This is a genomic window from Methanofervidicoccus abyssi, from assembly GCF_004310395.1.
GTDB lineage: Archaea > AGJL01 > Methanococci > Methanococcales > Methanococcaceae > Methanofervidicoccus > Methanofervidicoccus abyssi.
The window spans coordinates 32,342-47,776 of the sequence record NZ_BFAX01000005.1 but is presented as its reverse complement, the minus strand read 5'-3'; the positions used below and the strand labels follow the sequence as shown (position 1 = coordinate 47,776).

Below are 15,435 nucleotides of genomic sequence, written 5' to 3'. Positions count from 1 at the left end.
ATCACCACCTAGAACTTCAGATCTCCTATTAATCCAAGTTTAGAACCTACCTTAAGTGCCAAGGCACCTCCTGCTATCAGAAGGAAAGTTACATAGTGATGCGGGAAGAGGTAAAAACCTATAAATCCAAAGAGTATCCAGAATGCCCACATAACCCCTGAAAATCCTGAAATAGCCTCCCAAAAATTTCTTATGTTCTCTGAAGATATTTTCTTATCAATCATTCCCTGAGAGAGGAGGTAGAACAGTAAACCAACAGACATTACAGCCCCTCCTGTAAAACCTGTTAAAAATGCTCCGTAGATAACCAGTATAATACCTATAAACCTTGGAGCACTGTAAAGTACTTCCATCTTCGGGTGCTCTATTTTCCCAACTATTTCAGGTTCTTTCACAGCTAAGAACTCTTCAAATAACTTTGATATCTTTTTATCCTTTTTCTTCTCCCTCAATTTACTTTTCTGTATCAGAATCTCAGAGACTACTAAAAATTCCGCCAGTCCTACAACTAACCCAGGTAGAATAAGGGCCTCGGCAAGATCGGTTCCAACAGCAGCAATAATAACCAACATAGCACATTCTACAACATCGGTTAAAATAAGTGTATGTATATCAGATCTCTGATAACTTATTGCAATAAGGGAGAGCATCCCTACAACAAAACCTGCAAAGACGGAATGATTAAACATACTTTGGACAATATCCATTATTCCACCTTCTCTCTATGGAGGTACACCCAACTGAAGATTATGAAAGATATTAGGAGTGTTAAGGACTCCAGTACAGTATCCAGCCCCCTCGTATAGTAGAGTATCTCGTCCAGTATTCCTCCTGGAGTTGATACTATGGTTGTTCCAAAGTAGGGAGTCATCTTAGAGATCCATATAGCAGGAGGGGTAAGATAGGCAGTTATTTTTCCCTTTATAGGTTCAAATTGAGGATACTGGGTTTTAATATCTGCGGGTTTCTTGAGAGGTTCTCCTCCCCTGTCATAAGGTGCAAGAGGTGATTTAAATATCTGGCTCTGAGGAGGACACTTTGGATACAGCTGATTCTCGTTATAAGTTGTAGGTATGAAAAACTCAACAATCATTATCAAACAGAGAAATAGTGCAAATAACCTAGGCACAACTTCTGGACGTGAGATATAATTCCACACCTTTCCAATATCCATAATTATGCCTCCAACTCTTCCCTTTTAATTATAGTTCTTATAAACACTAAGGTAATTAGGACGTTTATGGTGATGTATGTCATAAGTGCCAAAGTTAGATTATACGCTAGAAATATCAACATTACACCTACTGTAGGTACCTCCACATTTAAGAATCTAACAAGGGGATCCTCAGTTTTTGGGCCTATTATAACACCTAGGGTTCCTAATATAAGTAGAAAGTATCCTAGATAAAGGGTTGGCACCACCACATCCATTCTATCCCTACTTTACAAGTATTGGCAGTTTTGAACTGTATTTCTTCTTGGATCTCTTAATGTAGATGTACTTAAGAGATCCCAACAGGAGTATTATAGTGCTTACAGGCTCCATTATAGAAGTTAGGGTTGCTACATCCAAGTAGTAAAAGGATACTATAAGACCGATTAAACCACCTGTCAAAAACTCCAACATGATTATCTTATCTAAGTAATCTGTATTTAGGATAACACCGATACATCCCATAACAACGCAGAAGATCGACACTAAGGGAAGTAATTCCACATTATCACCATTATCCTTCACCTTCAATTCTTTGGATCTTCCCAAGAGTATGGGCTATGGCATTACTGGATAGAGTAGATCCTAGGAAATAGACTGCTGCTACAACCCCACCCATTGGACTTTTAACATAAAGTGCAATAAGTGCAGCAATGGCGAAATTTAAACAGCACATATAGAGTAGTTTTTGCACTTTATTCTTCGTTAAGAATACTCTAAACCCAACTACAAATGATATAGCACCTATCAACAACATTACAATATCCATCTATATCATCCCCAATTTCTTTCCAATGTATCCTAAAACCTTAGAAGCCCCAACATGGTAGAGTCCCTGAATCGTAAATATTGCTATCACCATTCCTCCGAGAAAGTACTTAGGCTCGATAAAACCACTGAAGAGATGTATAATTACCGTTGCACTAAAGGCCCCAACGGTACCTGCATAACCAGGATCGTTACACAACCTATTACCCAAGAATATGAGAAGTGCCGCAATAAGACCTCCTTTAAACCCCATTAGATAGTAAAATATACTTGCCATCAAGGTACCTGCAGAGGCATCTGGAGAACATACGATATTTCCCATAAAGTACCCTCCGTTTATATTTCCCCCTAACTTCTCCAAAGTTTTTCCAATTACCTCTGCCCCCGATACTCCAGGCTTCTTGGGTAGTCCAAAGTAAGTATCTATCACTACAAAGTTTATCCAACATACTCCCGTAGTTATCAACAGTTTTAACAACTCAACCCAACTAATTTCCATAACTTACACCTGGAAATATAACATCGACGTACTTAGAAAAGAAGGGGGATAATATTCCAACTATGGTACTAAAAACTACGTTTAAACTAAATAAAAGATCAACAACAGCTATTAATCCCAAGGTAACAAATACAGTAGGAAAGAATAGATTTCCCTTGAAGGAGTTAGTATCCACCTTTAAAGGTAACTTTATAATAAATCCAACAACTAAGGATATCGCAAGAGAGAGAATATAATAAAATATCAACTTCATCACCTACCAACAGTTTATAACCATTCCATCCTTTTTAAGGGAGTATATAGGTGGTATCTCATCCTTTGGGAATATCTGGATTATTATCTTTTTCCCGATGGTTTTAGATATCTTACCTTCCAATCTCCTTATATCTGAGCAGTCTAAAGATATAGTTACCTCCTGGTTGTCAGAATATAGCCCTTCTACTACCATCCTACCTCTGAAAAACTTCACATCCTTTATAGAGATTACATTAATGTTTTTCTTCAGATAGTCTGTAAAGCTATCTCTATCCACAATATAAACAGGATAGCCCTCAATGTATCTCTTATATATACTGTCTCCCTCTGTTATTTCCTTCACAAACTTCACAACTGTAGATTCTAACTTTGTCAAGGAAAGAACATCTAATAGGTAATCTATAGGATCTTTTTTATCCCAGATATCGCTACATTTTAGAAGTCCTAAGGTTATTGCAGCGGCATGAGATTTAGTAGCCTTTCTCTTCCCCTTTTCTAACATACTCAAGTGAGACTGACTAACTCCACTTTCCTTTGCTAATTTAGACTGGGTTATTTTCAACTTATTGCGGAATATCCTTATATATTTAGGATTTAGAAGAATAGCATGTTCTATCACATCTAGTTTTTTATACATCTTTTCCCCTTAAAAAATATCGCATAGGAATAATATTATTCTATCAGAAAGATATATATAATTTTTGATATTAAAGGTACAATTTGTAGTCATTAGTAATTTTAAATAACACTAATCATAACATTAAATCAGGTTTTGTTCAACTGGAACAACAATAGTTATTATATTTATATTAATAAAATAATCAAAATAATAGAAATAGGTGGTCTTAAAACTATGTGAAAAAGAGAGAAGGAATTCTATATTATATTATTTTACTTCCTGAATTTTTTTAACAGTAGGGGAACAGGATAAAAAAATTCAAACGATAGAAACTTATATACCTTAGTAGTTAAGATTAGATTAAAAGGAATCGTTATTTTCTGACAACTCGACCTATCAAGAATAATAACATTAATAATTATTATATCAATAATATTATATCACTATTTTATTATATCATTAAGTATCTTTTATAGATTTTTAAGAAGTGTGATAGAAATGGAAAATATCAAACCAGTTAACGTCATAGATTGTCCCATATGTGGAGGAAAAAATACCTTCAAAATATTTAGTAACCAGTTAGATATTCCTTACTTTGGTAAGGTAATGGAGACAACTATGATATGTGATAAGTGTAAGTATAGAAAAAGTGATATCATTCCTCTTGAAGTTAAAGAACCTAAAAGATACATCCTAAGAGTGTGTGGGGAAGAGGATCTGAATAAGAGGGTTGTTAGAAGTTCCACTGGCTATATAAAGATACCTGAATGGGGGTTCGAAGTTAGACCTGGACCGGCATCTGAGGGCTATATATCTAATGTAGAAGGAGTTTTAAATCGTCTTGAGGATTCTTTAAAGATGCTTTTAAAATGGGTAGATGGGGAAGAAAAGAGAAAGGGGGAGGAAATTCTGAAAAAAATTGAAGATGTTAAGAGAGGAAAAGAAAATATCACTCTCATTATAGAAGATCCCCTAGGTCATAGTGCTATAATTGGTGATGGTGTTAAAGAAGAAAAACTAAGTGAAGAAGAGATTAAAATTCTAAGTGGAGGTAATATATTCATCATGGAAAAGAATAAAAATAAATAACTAATCGTTATAATTTTTAAATTAATACAGATCATCTGGAGGGAAAAGGATGCAACTAGTTCCAGCAGCAGGATACGATAGGGCAATAACGGTATTCAGTCCAGAGGGTAGGCTGTATCAAGTAGAGTATGCAAGAGAGGCTGTTAGACGGGGTACTACAGCTATTGGTATCAGGTGTAAAGAAGGAGTGATATTGGCAGTGGATAGAAAGGTTACAAGTAAGTTAATAGAGATATGTTCTGTAGAGAAGATATTCCAAATTGACGATCATATAATGGCTGCAACTTCTGGACTTGTGGCAGATGCCAGAGTATTGATAGACAGGGCTAGATTAGAGGCCCAGATAAACAGGCTAACCTACGATGAACCTATAACAGTTGAAGCCCTTGCAAAGAGAATCAGTGATATTAAGCAGGCCTATACACAGCATGGAGGTGTTAGGCCTTTTGGAGTATCCCTACTAATTGCAGGTATAGATAGACATAGTTCCAGATTGTTTGAAACAGATCCCAGTGGAGCCTTAATAGAGTACAAGGCCTCGGCAATAGGTGCAGGCAGGTCTTTAGCAATGGATATCTTGGAGGAGAAATATAGAGAAGATATGTTGTTAGATGAGGCTATGGAGTTGGCTATATATACTCTCTATAAGGTTTCCAAGGAAGAGTTAAATCCAAAAAATGTGGATATGGCAATAATTAGGACAGACACTAAGATTATGGAGAAGATAGACTATGAAAAGATTGAAGAACTTGTAAGGAAGGCTAAAGAACTTATTAAGGCTGAAGAAGAAGAGGAGAAGGAGAAGAGTAGTAAGGAGGATAAAGAAGAGGGGGACAGTAAGGAGAAATAGATGAGTTTTTAGATACTATATTTTCTATATTTTCTATTTTTTCATTCTTATTGTTAATACTGTTAATCGAAAGGTATATAAATTAAAAGGGGATAGTATGGTATCGTTGGAAAAGGCGGTAATTGCACGGTTTCAATCCCATGGAGAGAAGTTTGAAATACTGGTAGATCCATACTTGGCAGCTAAATTAAAGGAAGGTCAGCCTGTAGACATGTCTGAGATACTTGCCTCTGAGACTGTTTACAGGGATGCCAATAAGGGAGAGAAAGTCTCAGAGGAACTTCTAAAAAAAGTTTTTGGAACTACAGATATATATGAAATTGCTAAGAAGATAATAACTAAGGGTACTGTCCAACTTACTGCACAACAGAGAAAAGAGATGAAGGAGAAAAAGAAGAAACAGATAATCTCCATAATTGCTAGAAATGCTATAAATCCACAAACAGGTACTCCTCATCCTCCAAAGAGAATTGAGAAAGCCTTAGAGGAGGCGAAGGTAAATATAGACATCTACAAATCTGCAGAAGAGCAAGTCCCCCTTATTATGAAAGAACTTAAGAAGATAATACCTATAAAGTTTGAGAGGAGGGAAATTGCAGTTAAGGTCCCTCCTGAATATACCTCTTCCGTATACTACTCTCTCCGTGAGTATGGGACTGTAAAAGAGGAAGAATGGCAGGAGGACGGCTCCCTCATATTTATAATAGAGATACCTAGTGGGATAGAGGGAGAGTTCTACTCCCATTTAAACAAACTTACAAAGGGTAACGTCCAAACCAAACTTTTAAGAAAGTTGTAAAAGATAGAAGGTGGGAGATATGGCAAGGTTCAGTCATACAAAGAAGGTAGGACCAGCAGGGAGATTTGGACCAAGATACGGTAGAAAAATCAGAGTAAGAGTAAGAGACGTAGAGATAAAACAAAAAAAGAGTTATAAATGTCCAGTCTGTGGATTCCAAAAGTTAAGAAGAGTAAGTACTTCAATATGGGTATGTAAGAAATGTGGTGCTAAAATAGCAGGAGGAGCTTATACCCCAGAAACTGGTGCAGGTAAAATTGTAACCAAGGCTATTAGAAGGGTTATAGAGAAGAAAAGTAGAGAGATCTAATTTTATTTTTTCTTTTTTACGGTGGAACTATGGCAGAGTACAAATGCCTGAACTGTGGTAAGGTTATCCCATCAAGTGAGTTAAATCTAAAGGCCAAATGTCCTCACTGTAGTAACAAGATCCTTGTAAAGGTTAGGCCCAAGGTTGTCAAAAAGGTTATTGCGAGATAAATGTGATAGAGATGGGAGTAATTATAATTACCTCTAGGAAGCCCTCCCGACGGACTAGGAGTTTTGTAAAGGATCTGGCGAGGGTATTGGCGGGGAAACCTCTAACAAGGGGTAAAACTCCACTAAAAGATATATTCAATAAACATCCAAAGATAATTAAAATAGACGAGTACAGAGGAAATCCAGGGAAGTTGAAACTTTACGATATGAATGATAAGAAGTTGATACTCTTCTTCATATCTGTGAAACTTCAGAGGGAAGTATGTAGGAGAAAGGTTAAAAACGATGAAGGAAAAATAAAGATGGAATTTTATGGGAATACTGTAGCATATAAAGATCTCTTCTACAACTTCTTTAAGGATTTTGGTATCATCTCTGAGGATTCCTCCTTCAGGATGTGCTTTGAAGAGAATCGAAGAGGTAATGGACCTCTCTTTTACATTCAATTTTATAAAGGAGATAAAAAAATAGGACCTCTTATAGTTGTAAAGGATCTAAGGGTTTTAGATATTGAAACTCCCACTTAAATGGGATATTATGGGAGATCTCTGTTTTTCTCTAGAGATAGAATTTGACTCTAAGGAGGAGGCGGAGGTAGTATATAGAAGTATTCTATTGGAACATTTAGATACACAGATAAAGTCCAGGAGTGATATGGTTATTAAGGGAAATACATTGAAGGTGAAAACCTACGCTAAGGATCTCGGTATATTGAAAGCATCTATCTACTCCTATATAAGATGGATAAAGGTTGCGGAAAGTATATATAAATTGACAAGATAATAATCAAGATATAATAATATAAATAATAAAAATAAAAAGGTGAATTTTATGGAGTTACCAGCAAATGTCCAGAACCAGGTTTTACAATTTCAACAACTACAGCAGCAGTTACAGATAGTAATCTTACAAAGACAGCAGATAGAATCTCAAATAAAGGATATAAAAAAGGCTTTAGAGGAAATGGAGAAATCTCCATCAGAAGAAGTTTATAAGATGTGTGGTGGTATCTTTGTAAAGAGGAATAAGAAAGATGTTGAAAAGGAGTTAAAGGAAAGGTTGGAAACCTTGGAGTTAAGGGTAAAAACCTTAGAAAAACAGGAGAAAAAAATGCAGGAGAGATTGAATGAATTACAACAGACACTTCAGAAGATACTCCAGGAAAGCCCTAATGTCTCCTAAGAAGTATCGACTTTTAATATTTTTTTTATTCTATTTTTAATTTTTATTTTGTTAATTAAATTTTTATTAAATTTATTATTATTCAATTTTTAACAAATATCTGGAGGTTCCTAGATGAAGTATATATTTATTACAGGAGGGGTGGTTTCCTCCTTAGGTAAAGGTATCACTGCATCTTCCATAGGGAGACTTCTCAAGGCTCGTAATTTCAACGTTAATATGGTTAAGATAGATCCTTACCTCCAGATAGATGCAGGTACCATGTCTCCATATGAGCATGGAGAAGTTTTTGTTACAGATGATGGAGGAGAGACTGACTTAGATATTGGAAACTACGAGAGGTTTATAGATATATCTCTAAAGGCCGATAACAACATAACCGCTGGAAAGGTGTATAAAACTGTCTTGGAGAAGGAGAGGAGGGGGGACTACTTAGGAAAAACTGTCCAAGTGATACCTCATATTACAGATGAGATAAAGAGTAGAATAAAGAAGCTAGGAGAAGGCTACGATATTACCATAGTGGAGATAGGAGGTACAGTTGGAGATATAGAGAGTTTACCATTCTTAGAGGCGATAAGACAGTTTAAGAAGGATGTTGGAAAAGATAACGTACTCTACATCCACGTATCCCTTCTACCTTACCTACGAACCTCTGGAGAGGTAAAGACAAAACCTACACAACACAGTGTAAAGGAGTTAAGGAGTATAGGTATCCAACCTGATATACTCATATGTAGAACTGAGGTATCTATTGGGAAGAAGATCAGGGAGAAGTTAGCACTCTTCTGTGATGTGGACAAAGAGGCTGTAATTGAGGCAAGGGATGCTAAGACTATCTACGAGGTACCTTTAAACCTTGAGAAGGAGGGTTTAGGTAATCTCATCGTAAAGAAACTTAAACTGGTAGAGGTGTATCGTAAAAAGTACGGTGAAGATATTAACAGGGTTTTTAAGCCTGATCTATCTAAGTGGAGGGCTATGGTAGATAGGATAATAAATCCACTTCACGAGATCACAGTTGCTATAGTGGGTAAGTACGTTAAACTAAAAGATGCCTATATGAGTGTAATAGAGGCTCTAGTTCATGCAGGAGCGAAGAATGATACAAGGGTTAATATCAAATGGATAAATGCCGAAGAGTTGGAGACGAAAAATTACATTAATATTCTTAACAACTATAGAGAGAATGGAGAGGTAGGAGGTATATTAGTCCCAGGTGGATTTGGAGAGAGAGGAATTAATGGTAAGATAAATGCGATCAGATACGCCAGGGAGAATAGGATACCTTTCCTAGGCATATGTTTAGGGATGCAGTGTGCAGTGATAGAGTACTCCAGGAACGTCTGTAATCTAGAGGGGGCGAATTCCACAGAGTTTGACAAGGACACTCCTCATCCTGTGGTAGATCTCCTACCTGAACAGGTTAATCTGAAGGAGAAAGGAGGTACTATGAGACTTGGTGCCTACCCCGCAGTGTTGAGGGAAGATACCTTAACATATTCTTTATATGGGAGTAAGATAGTTTATGAGAGACATAGACATAGGTACGAGGTGAATCCAGAGTACCATCACATCCTTGAGAAAAACGGTTTAACAATTTCTGGAACATCTCCAGATGGAAAACTAGCAGAGTTTATAGAGTTAAAAGACCATCCCTTCTTCATAGCAACCCAGGGACATCCAGAGTTTAAATCAAGACCTAATAGACCTCATCCACTCTTCGATGGATTTGTCAGAACTATTCTTCAAAACAAACTTGGGTGATCAGGTGTTTGATGCAAAGAGGTTTATAGAAGAGACTGTCTCTAAGTTAAAGAAAGAACTAGGAGATAAGAGAGCTATAATAGCTCTCAGTGGAGGAGTAGATAGTTCTGTAGCGGCAGTACTTACAGCCAAGGCTATAGGAGATAGACTTTTGGCAGTATTTGTAGATACAGGACTTATGAGGAAGGGAGAGGCAGAGGAGATATACAGGATATTCAAAGAAGGTTTAGGACTAAATCTCAAGATTGTGGATAAAAAGGATCTCTTTTTAAATGCTTTGAAAGGCGTAAAGGATCCGGAGAAGAAGAGAAAGATTATAGGCAAGTTGTTTATAGAAGTATTTGAGGAAGTTGCAAAAGAAAACGGAGAGGAGGTCCTAATCCAAGGTACCATAGCCCCAGATTGGATAGAGAGTGAAGGAAAAATTAAAACCCATCACAACATAGCCCTACCAAGTGGTATGGTTTTAGAGGTTGTAGAGCCACTGAGAGACCTCTACAAAGATGAAGTTCGATTAGTTGCAAAGGAATTAGGTCTCCCAGATAAAATAGTATATAGACAGCCCTTTCCAGGTCCAGGTCTAGCAGTGAGAGTATTAGGAGAAATTACTCCAGAGAAATTGGAGATATGTAGGGAGGCAAACGCCATAGTTGAGGAGGAAGTGGAGAGGGAGGGATTGAATAGAAAACTCTGGCAGTACTTTGCGGTAGTACTTGACAGTAAGGCTACAGGGGTTAAGGGAGATATAAGGGAGTACAACTGGATAGTAGCAGTTAGGATGATAGAGTCCCTAGATGCTATGACAGCAAGTGTCCCTGAAATCCCCTTCAGTCTTCTAAAGAGGATAAGTAAGAGGATTACTTCAGAGGTTCCGAATGTTGCAAGGGTTGTATTCGATATTACAGATAAACCTCCTGCGACTATAGAGTTTGAGTAATAATTAATAAAAAATATGGGGATTTTAGACATATAATTGTATAATTATGAGGAATAATATTATAATAAAAATAAAAAAATAAAGATAAAAAAATAAAAAAAGAGATGAAGGTTTAATATAAATCCTGCATTATTTTCCCGGCACACAGTTCAGTTCAGGGATAAGAACATATTTTATTTTTCATCTTAGTATTAATTTTTATTTTTCTATTCTAATTATTCTTTTTATTATATTTTTCATTTGAAGACACTGTATGGTTGTTGTCAGTTTAAAAAGTTTAGTTCATTAACTAATAAACTCCTTATAACACAGCTCCATTAAAGAATATACATGAAAAATATAGAGAAAAGTCTTTCATTTTTTCTTTATTTTTAATTAATAGCAACACTATTACGGGAAATTATGATAAAAAACCTCCTAAAAAGATTGAAAAAGGATCATCTCGTTAGAGACAGTGTCTATATGATACTTTCCAACATCTACTCCAAGGGCATGGCTTATCTATTTTACTTTGTAACTGCTCTTATCCTAGGGACAGAAGGTTTTGGTATCTTGAAGGGATTAATGCCTCTAATGGATACTATTACCATACTCTTCTGTTCAGGAATACCTCCATCTATGGCAAGGTATATCTCCCAATATTCAGAAAGAGATCACACTTGGATCTTCTCTATCTTGTTTATAATGATAATACTTTCTACCTTTGGTGCCTTATCTATCTTCCTTCTCAGGTATATCGTAGGAGGAGGTTATGAAAATATAGATACCTCAATTTACTTAGTGGTAGGTTTTACAGTAATATCGTCTTCCTTTATATCTTGGAGTAGGGGAGTACTTCAGGGATTTCTGAAGATGAAAGATCTTTCAAAAACCTGGATAGTTGAGTATCTGTTTAAAATACCTTTGGCAGTGATACTATCCATCTACTTAGGTGTCTTAGGGGCTATACTCTCTATATCCCTCTCCTATATCTTTGGGGGTTTTTTTGGATTTAGACTATTGAGGAGATATGTGAGTATGGAGAAGTTGGATATTATTAATACTCTTATAGAAAAAAGAGATTTAATTAAAGAGGTGATTCTCTACTCCATACCTATAGCTTTAGGGACTGCATCCTACCGTCTCCTGAACGACTTAGATAGTATAGTTATAATGTCCCTCCTGGGAGCTCAAGATAACGGTATATACGGATACGCTTCTCTAATCTCCCGGGGGGTTTTTCTCTTCGCCTCTGCAGTGGGAATACCTTTACTACCAAGGGTTGCTAAGACTCGAGATTTCAAGAGTATAAAAAAAGCACTTCTTATAAATTTGGTCCTAATAACTCCAGTACTTCTAATTATGTTTCTCTTTCCAGAAAAAGTTTTGAGAATCTTCTTTGGAGTGGAGGATGAAAGGGCAGTTATCTCTTTAAAGATACTGTCGATTTCAGCAGGTTTTATGAGTTCATATACTGTATGTGCCTCGGCACTTCAAGGTTTAGGTTATGGAAGGATACCCCTCTATATCCTCCTAGTTGGAATTGCATTAAACGGTATCTTGAACTATCTACTTGTAAAAAAGATAGGTATTATAGGAGGTGCCTACGGGACTCTTGTATCTTCCATCCTCATCTTTACTTTGATAACAATATATCTAAAAAGAGTATATAAAAAGTGCGGGGGAGGGGATTTGAACCCCTGAACCCCTACGGGACTAGGCCCTCAACCTAGCGCCTTTGGCCAGGCTCGGCTACCCCCGCTTAAAATAGGCATTATCTAATACTAAATAGTGATATATAAACATTTCGCCGAAAATTATATATATAAGATGTTGATACTTAAAAGATGTATGGAAATGTGCCGAGGTGGCTTAGTCTGGTTATAGCGCTCGGCTCATACGGATATTCCCAAGGTTTCTCCTTGGGTCCTGGGAAACCGAGAGGTCGAGGGTTCAAATCCCTCCCTCGGCACCATTTAACTCTATTCTTGGGTTTATATCCAATTGTTCTATCAAATAATTGTTTCAATCTTAATGTTAATACATACCAAACAACGACTTGTATGAATGATAGTTCAGTGATTAGATTCTAATTAATCTTTTTTTACTATTTTTTTACTCTAATTATTTTAAATTAACTTTAATAAAACGTTATAACTCCTGAATTATTCTCTATCATCATTCTCAGGTTTTACCCTCGCTACTACTATATACCCAGTATGCCCTATCATCCTGGGAGAAGGTCTAGCACCTTTCTCCGATATTTCTATATCTCTGACTAAACATTCAACAGTTCTTATCTCCATAAACCCATGTTTTTTTAAAGCCTCTACGCTTTTTTTCGCCTGTTCAATATAAGGAACGTATATTGCAATCCTACCTTTAGCCTTATTCAGGGCCTTTTTTGCATGTTCTACAACGTTCCAGGGATCTGGAAGATCTAACACCACAACATCTATATCTCTCTCCTCTATACCCTGGGTAACATCCCCAATCTTCTGAACAACGTTGTACAATCCATCTTCATTTTCCTCTCTTTCTTTATCTAAGATATCGTCTTCATCTAGTCCTATTATCCTCTGCCCTCTTCTCACCAATCCAACAGATGCCAAATTCTCCCTTGCCACCTTAGCAAATTCAGGCCTCTTCTCGTAGGTAATAACTTTACCTCTCTTTCCAACTGCATTTGCAAGATAGATGGTTAGAGCCCCAGACCCAGTACCTGCTTCCACGACAGTTTCTCCATCTGCTATCCCACAGTAAGTAAGGATAATGCCTATATCCTTAGGCAACAACGTAGTTACCCTTCTCTTCATCTTTTTAACTACGTCGTATATAGTAGGCTCCAAGAGGTAGAAAGTGTGGCCCTTATGAGACTTTAATACACTTCCCTCTTTTATACCTTTTAGATCAACTACACCTAAATCATTACCAAACCTTTCAACATCCTTTTTCAGTAGATATTTTTTCCCCCTTTCATCTACAAGAAGTTTCTTTCTCAAGGTTTTCACCATGTTGAAGTTTTTAATTGTGATAAAAAAGAGTTATTTAATAGCCAATAAATGAGTTCAAAAATAATTAGAGATTATAATTTATAAATTATAATTTATTATAATATAATAATTAGAAAAAATACTTTATACGTTGGATGATGTATCATACCTTTTATCCTTGGTTATGTGATTTTATCCTATTTTATCTCTTTAATCTATTTTCCGCTAAATTTTAATATACTATTATATAAAAAACTTCATATCAACCTTTTCTGGACATACCTTTTATCCTTAGAACTCCCTCTATCTTTTAATACACTTCTCAACATCTCTCGAGAAGTCTTCCAGCATTTTCTGGCGATTTCTGGTAGTTCGCCATACTCTTTGATATAGTTTCTCAGATAGTTTATAGTAACTCTGTCACTTGGATATCCACTCCCAATCTCCCCGTATATCTTCTTGTAATTATCTATTATCCTATCCCTGGTAACCTTTGCTACAATGGATGCGGCAGAAACTATCTTATACTTATTATCAGCCTTATGTTCAGCAATTATTTCGATATTGCTGTTATAGAATATCAACTTAGACTTTATCTTATTTAAAAATACCTTCTCGTTGTTACTACAGGCATCTATGTATATCTTAAACTTCTTATCGTAATAAGTGCATATATCGTCCCTGTTTTCTATCTTATACTCCTCTTTCAATACTTTATTTATCAGTTTTGAGAATATCCCAATTTCTATGTTGTCCAAATTACTTCTCTTTATCATTTCATCTATATCTTTAGCTTCAAGAACAATAGTTTTAACTTCGTACCTATTTACTATTAAATTGTACAGTTCATTTCTCTTGTTTTTATTCAATTTTTTACTATCTTTCAGGCCCCATTTGTTAAACTCCTCCAGATCCTTCTCTCTAGCTTTGACAAGTGCTATTACCATAGGACCTAAGACAGGGCCCCTCCCAGCTTCATCTAATCCCAGTATTATTGTGCTGTTCTCTTCCATTCTAAACCTCTTAACTTTTTTGTAAAGGTAATTTTATATAATTTTTTTATATAATTTTATAAATTCTATATTAACTATTACGCATATAATTATATTTATAAAATTTTAATGGTGTGATTTATGTTGTCAGTGAAAAAGTTACTCTCCAAAAATGGACAGATAAGTTTAGAGTTTAGTATTCTAATGATAACTGTTGTCCTTGCAGCAGTGATAGTAGGATATTATATGATTGAAACATCTTTAAGTATTAGAGATACTTCCATAAATACTATAAATAACACTTCCAATACCATACTTCGGGTATTGAGTACTGTATAAGAGAGATAAGGTTATAGGGAAAATATGAAGAGGTTGATAGGTATTGCAGGGATGCCGGGAGCTGGTAAGAGTGCAATATTCGAGGTGGCACCTAAGTTCAACATTCCGGTAGTTTCTATGGGGGATATTGTTCGTCATGAAACGTTAAAAAGAGGTTTGGAATTAACACCTGAAAATGTTGGAAATACCGCTGTAGAGTTAAGAAAAGAATATGGAAAGGAAGCTATAGCAGTTTTCTGTCTTAAGTATATAGAAGAGAAGTATAAAGATGAGGATATAGTTATTATTGAAGGTATAAGAAGTATGTACGAGGTAGATTACTTTAGAAAACACTATCCTCTTACTATTGTCGCAATTCATTCCTCCCCTAAAACGAGGTTTAAGAGGCTGAAAAAGAGAAAAAGGGAAGATGATACTTCGGAATGGGAGGCCTTTGTTGAGAGAGATATGAGAGAGTTAGGTTTTACCATCGGTAATGTGATATCCCTAGCTGATTATATGATCGTTAACGAAGAAGAGGATTACAATACCTATTTGAAGAACTTGGAAAATGTGTTAAAAAAGATAATCTCCTCCTGGGAAAAAGAAAATAGTGGCGAGCCCGGAGGGATTTGAACCCTCGACCACGGGGTCCGAAGCCCCGCATTCTATCCAGGCTAAACTACGGGCCCATA

23 protein-coding genes and 3 tRNA genes are annotated in these 15,435 nt (G+C 36.1%); 14 read left to right on the top strand and 12 right to left on the bottom strand.

The annotated features are described in order from the left end of the window. Nucleotides 1-8: 8 nt before the first annotated feature. The 8 genes from MHHB_RS06280 to MHHB_RS06245 are packed head-to-tail and all read right to left on the bottom strand — an operon-like array spanning nucleotide 9 to nucleotide 3,372. The gene (locus tag MHHB_RS06280) at nucleotides 9-707 is read right to left on the bottom strand and encodes an EhaG family protein (protein ID WP_131007825.1); all 699 of its coding nucleotides are present in this window, start codon (nucleotides 705-707) and stop codon (nucleotides 9-11) included. Further along, a complete protein-coding gene (locus MHHB_RS06275; RefSeq protein WP_394342776.1) occupies nucleotides 707-1,174 on the bottom strand; it encodes an EhaF family protein in 468 nt (155 codons plus the stop codon). Before MHHB_RS06275 ends, MHHB_RS06280 begins: the two co-directional genes overlap by 1 nt. A gap of 2 nt (nucleotides 1,175-1,176) precedes the next feature. Continuing rightward, nucleotides 1,177-1,431 carry a DUF2107 family protein gene (locus MHHB_RS06270; RefSeq protein ID WP_131007823.1) on the bottom strand — a complete coding sequence of 85 codons (255 nt, stop codon included), beginning with the start codon at nucleotides 1,429-1,431 and terminating at the stop codon, nucleotides 1,177-1,179. A 7-nt stretch (nucleotides 1,432-1,438) separates the two neighbouring features. After that, the gene (locus MHHB_RS06265) at nucleotides 1,439-1,717 is read right to left on the bottom strand and encodes a DUF2108 domain-containing protein (RefSeq protein ID WP_131007822.1); all 279 of its coding nucleotides are present in this window, start codon (nucleotides 1,715-1,717) and stop codon (nucleotides 1,439-1,441) included. A 10-nt stretch (nucleotides 1,718-1,727) separates the two neighbouring features. After that, complete coding sequence (locus MHHB_RS06260; RefSeq protein ID WP_131007821.1) at nucleotides 1,728-1,982, bottom strand: DUF2109 domain-containing protein; 255 nt, start codon at nucleotides 1,980-1,982, stop codon at nucleotides 1,728-1,730. Continuing rightward, a complete protein-coding gene (locus tag MHHB_RS06255; RefSeq protein ID WP_131007820.1) occupies nucleotides 1,983-2,480 on the bottom strand; it encodes a hypothetical protein in 498 nt (165 codons plus the stop codon). It abuts the gene before it with no gap. Beyond that, on the bottom strand, nucleotides 2,470-2,733 hold the full coding sequence (gene ehaA, locus MHHB_RS06250; RefSeq protein ID WP_153801566.1) for an energy-converting NiFe hydrogenase A subunit EhaA: 264 nt from the start codon (nucleotides 2,731-2,733) through the stop codon (nucleotides 2,470-2,472). Before ehaA ends, MHHB_RS06255 begins: the two co-directional genes overlap by 11 nt. A 3-nt stretch (nucleotides 2,734-2,736) precedes the next feature. Next, the gene (locus MHHB_RS06245; RefSeq protein WP_131007818.1) at nucleotides 2,737-3,372 is read right to left on the bottom strand and encodes a helix-turn-helix domain-containing protein; all 636 of its coding nucleotides are present in this window, start codon (nucleotides 3,370-3,372) and stop codon (nucleotides 2,737-2,739) included. A gap of 480 nt (nucleotides 3,373-3,852) precedes the next feature. Here MHHB_RS06245 and MHHB_RS06240 point away from each other — a divergent pair, with 480 nt between their 5' ends. The 11 genes from MHHB_RS06240 to MHHB_RS06190 all read left to right on the top strand — a co-directional run bounded on the left by MHHB_RS06240 (nucleotide 3,853) and on the right by MHHB_RS06190 (nucleotide 12,141). Then, nucleotides 3,853-4,443, top strand: a complete 591-nt coding sequence (locus tag MHHB_RS06240; protein WP_131007817.1) for a ZPR1 zinc finger domain-containing protein — start codon at nucleotides 3,853-3,855, stop codon at nucleotides 4,441-4,443. Between the two features lie 49 nt (nucleotides 4,444-4,492). After that, complete coding sequence (psmA, locus tag MHHB_RS06235; RefSeq protein WP_131007816.1) at nucleotides 4,493-5,293, top strand: archaeal proteasome endopeptidase complex subunit alpha; 801 nt, start codon at nucleotides 4,493-4,495, stop codon at nucleotides 5,291-5,293. A 97-nt stretch (nucleotides 5,294-5,390) separates the two neighbouring features. Then, a complete protein-coding gene (locus MHHB_RS06230) occupies nucleotides 5,391-6,092 on the top strand; it encodes a ribosome assembly factor SBDS (RefSeq protein ID WP_131007815.1) in 702 nt (233 codons plus the stop codon). Nucleotides 6,093-6,111: 19 nt separating this feature from the next. Further along, nucleotides 6,112-6,402 (top strand): 50S ribosomal protein L37Ae, encoded by a 291-nt coding sequence (gene rpl37A / locus MHHB_RS06225; protein WP_131007814.1) that lies wholly within the window; start codon nucleotides 6,112-6,114, stop codon nucleotides 6,400-6,402. Nucleotides 6,403-6,431: 29 nt separating this feature from the next. Beyond that, a complete protein-coding gene (locus MHHB_RS06220) occupies nucleotides 6,432-6,572 on the top strand; it encodes a DNA-directed RNA polymerase subunit P (protein WP_131007813.1) in 141 nt (46 codons plus the stop codon). 11 nt (nucleotides 6,573-6,583) lie between these two features. Then, complete coding sequence (locus tag MHHB_RS06215; protein WP_131007812.1) at nucleotides 6,584-7,099, top strand: Brix domain-containing protein; 516 nt, start codon at nucleotides 6,584-6,586, stop codon at nucleotides 7,097-7,099. Between the two features lie 10 nt (nucleotides 7,100-7,109). After that, a complete protein-coding gene (locus MHHB_RS06210; protein WP_131007811.1) occupies nucleotides 7,110-7,355 on the top strand; it encodes a KEOPS complex subunit Pcc1 in 246 nt (81 codons plus the stop codon). 48 nt (nucleotides 7,356-7,403) lie between these two features. Next, nucleotides 7,404-7,754, top strand: coding sequence for a prefoldin subunit beta (locus MHHB_RS06205; RefSeq protein ID WP_131007810.1), 351 nt, complete (start codon nucleotides 7,404-7,406; stop codon nucleotides 7,752-7,754). 114 nt (nucleotides 7,755-7,868) lie between these two features. Further along, entirely contained in the window at nucleotides 7,869-9,521 is a 1,653-nt protein-coding gene (gene pyrG / locus MHHB_RS06200; protein WP_131007809.1) for a glutamine hydrolyzing CTP synthase, read from the top strand. 4 nt (nucleotides 9,522-9,525) lie between these two features. Next, nucleotides 9,526-10,458, top strand: a complete 933-nt coding sequence (gene guaA, locus MHHB_RS06195; protein ID WP_131007808.1) for a glutamine-hydrolyzing GMP synthase — start codon at nucleotides 9,526-9,528, stop codon at nucleotides 10,456-10,458. A gap of 402 nt (nucleotides 10,459-10,860) precedes the next feature. After that, complete coding sequence (locus MHHB_RS06190; protein ID WP_131007807.1) at nucleotides 10,861-12,141, top strand: flippase; 1,281 nt, start codon at nucleotides 10,861-10,863, stop codon at nucleotides 12,139-12,141. Here MHHB_RS06190 and MHHB_RS06185 read toward each other — a convergent pair. Next, nucleotides 12,115-12,199 (bottom strand) — tRNA-Leu (locus MHHB_RS06185). The genes MHHB_RS06190 and MHHB_RS06185 overlap by 27 nt on opposite strands. A gap of 99 nt (nucleotides 12,200-12,298) precedes the next feature. Between MHHB_RS06185 and MHHB_RS06180 the strand changes: the two genes are divergently transcribed. Further along, nucleotides 12,299-12,412, top strand: a tRNA-Met gene (locus MHHB_RS06180). 190 nt (nucleotides 12,413-12,602) lie between these two features. Here the strand turns inward: MHHB_RS06180 and MHHB_RS06175 are convergent. Beyond that, nucleotides 12,603-13,451, bottom strand: a complete 849-nt coding sequence (locus MHHB_RS06175; RefSeq protein ID WP_131007806.1) for a tRNA (adenine-N1)-methyltransferase — start codon at nucleotides 13,449-13,451, stop codon at nucleotides 12,603-12,605. 236 nt (nucleotides 13,452-13,687) lie between these two features. Continuing rightward, nucleotides 13,688-14,443, bottom strand: a complete 756-nt coding sequence (rnhB, locus tag MHHB_RS06170; protein WP_131007805.1) for a ribonuclease HII — start codon at nucleotides 14,441-14,443, stop codon at nucleotides 13,688-13,690. A 120-nt stretch (nucleotides 14,444-14,563) separates the two neighbouring features. On the opposite strand from rnhB, the gene MHHB_RS06165 reads away from it, so the two are divergent. Next, a complete protein-coding gene (locus MHHB_RS06165) occupies nucleotides 14,564-14,761 on the top strand; it encodes a class III signal peptide-containing protein (protein WP_131007804.1) in 198 nt (65 codons plus the stop codon). A 24-nt stretch (nucleotides 14,762-14,785) separates the two neighbouring features. Continuing rightward, entirely contained in the window at nucleotides 14,786-15,376 is a 591-nt protein-coding gene (locus MHHB_RS06160; RefSeq protein WP_131007803.1) for an AAA family ATPase, read from the top strand. Here MHHB_RS06160 and MHHB_RS06155 read toward each other — a convergent pair. Continuing rightward, nucleotides 15,355-15,432 (bottom strand) — tRNA-Arg (locus tag MHHB_RS06155). The two genes, MHHB_RS06160 and MHHB_RS06155, sit on opposite strands and share 22 nt — an antisense overlap. Between the last annotated feature and the right edge of the window lie 3 nt (nucleotides 15,433-15,435).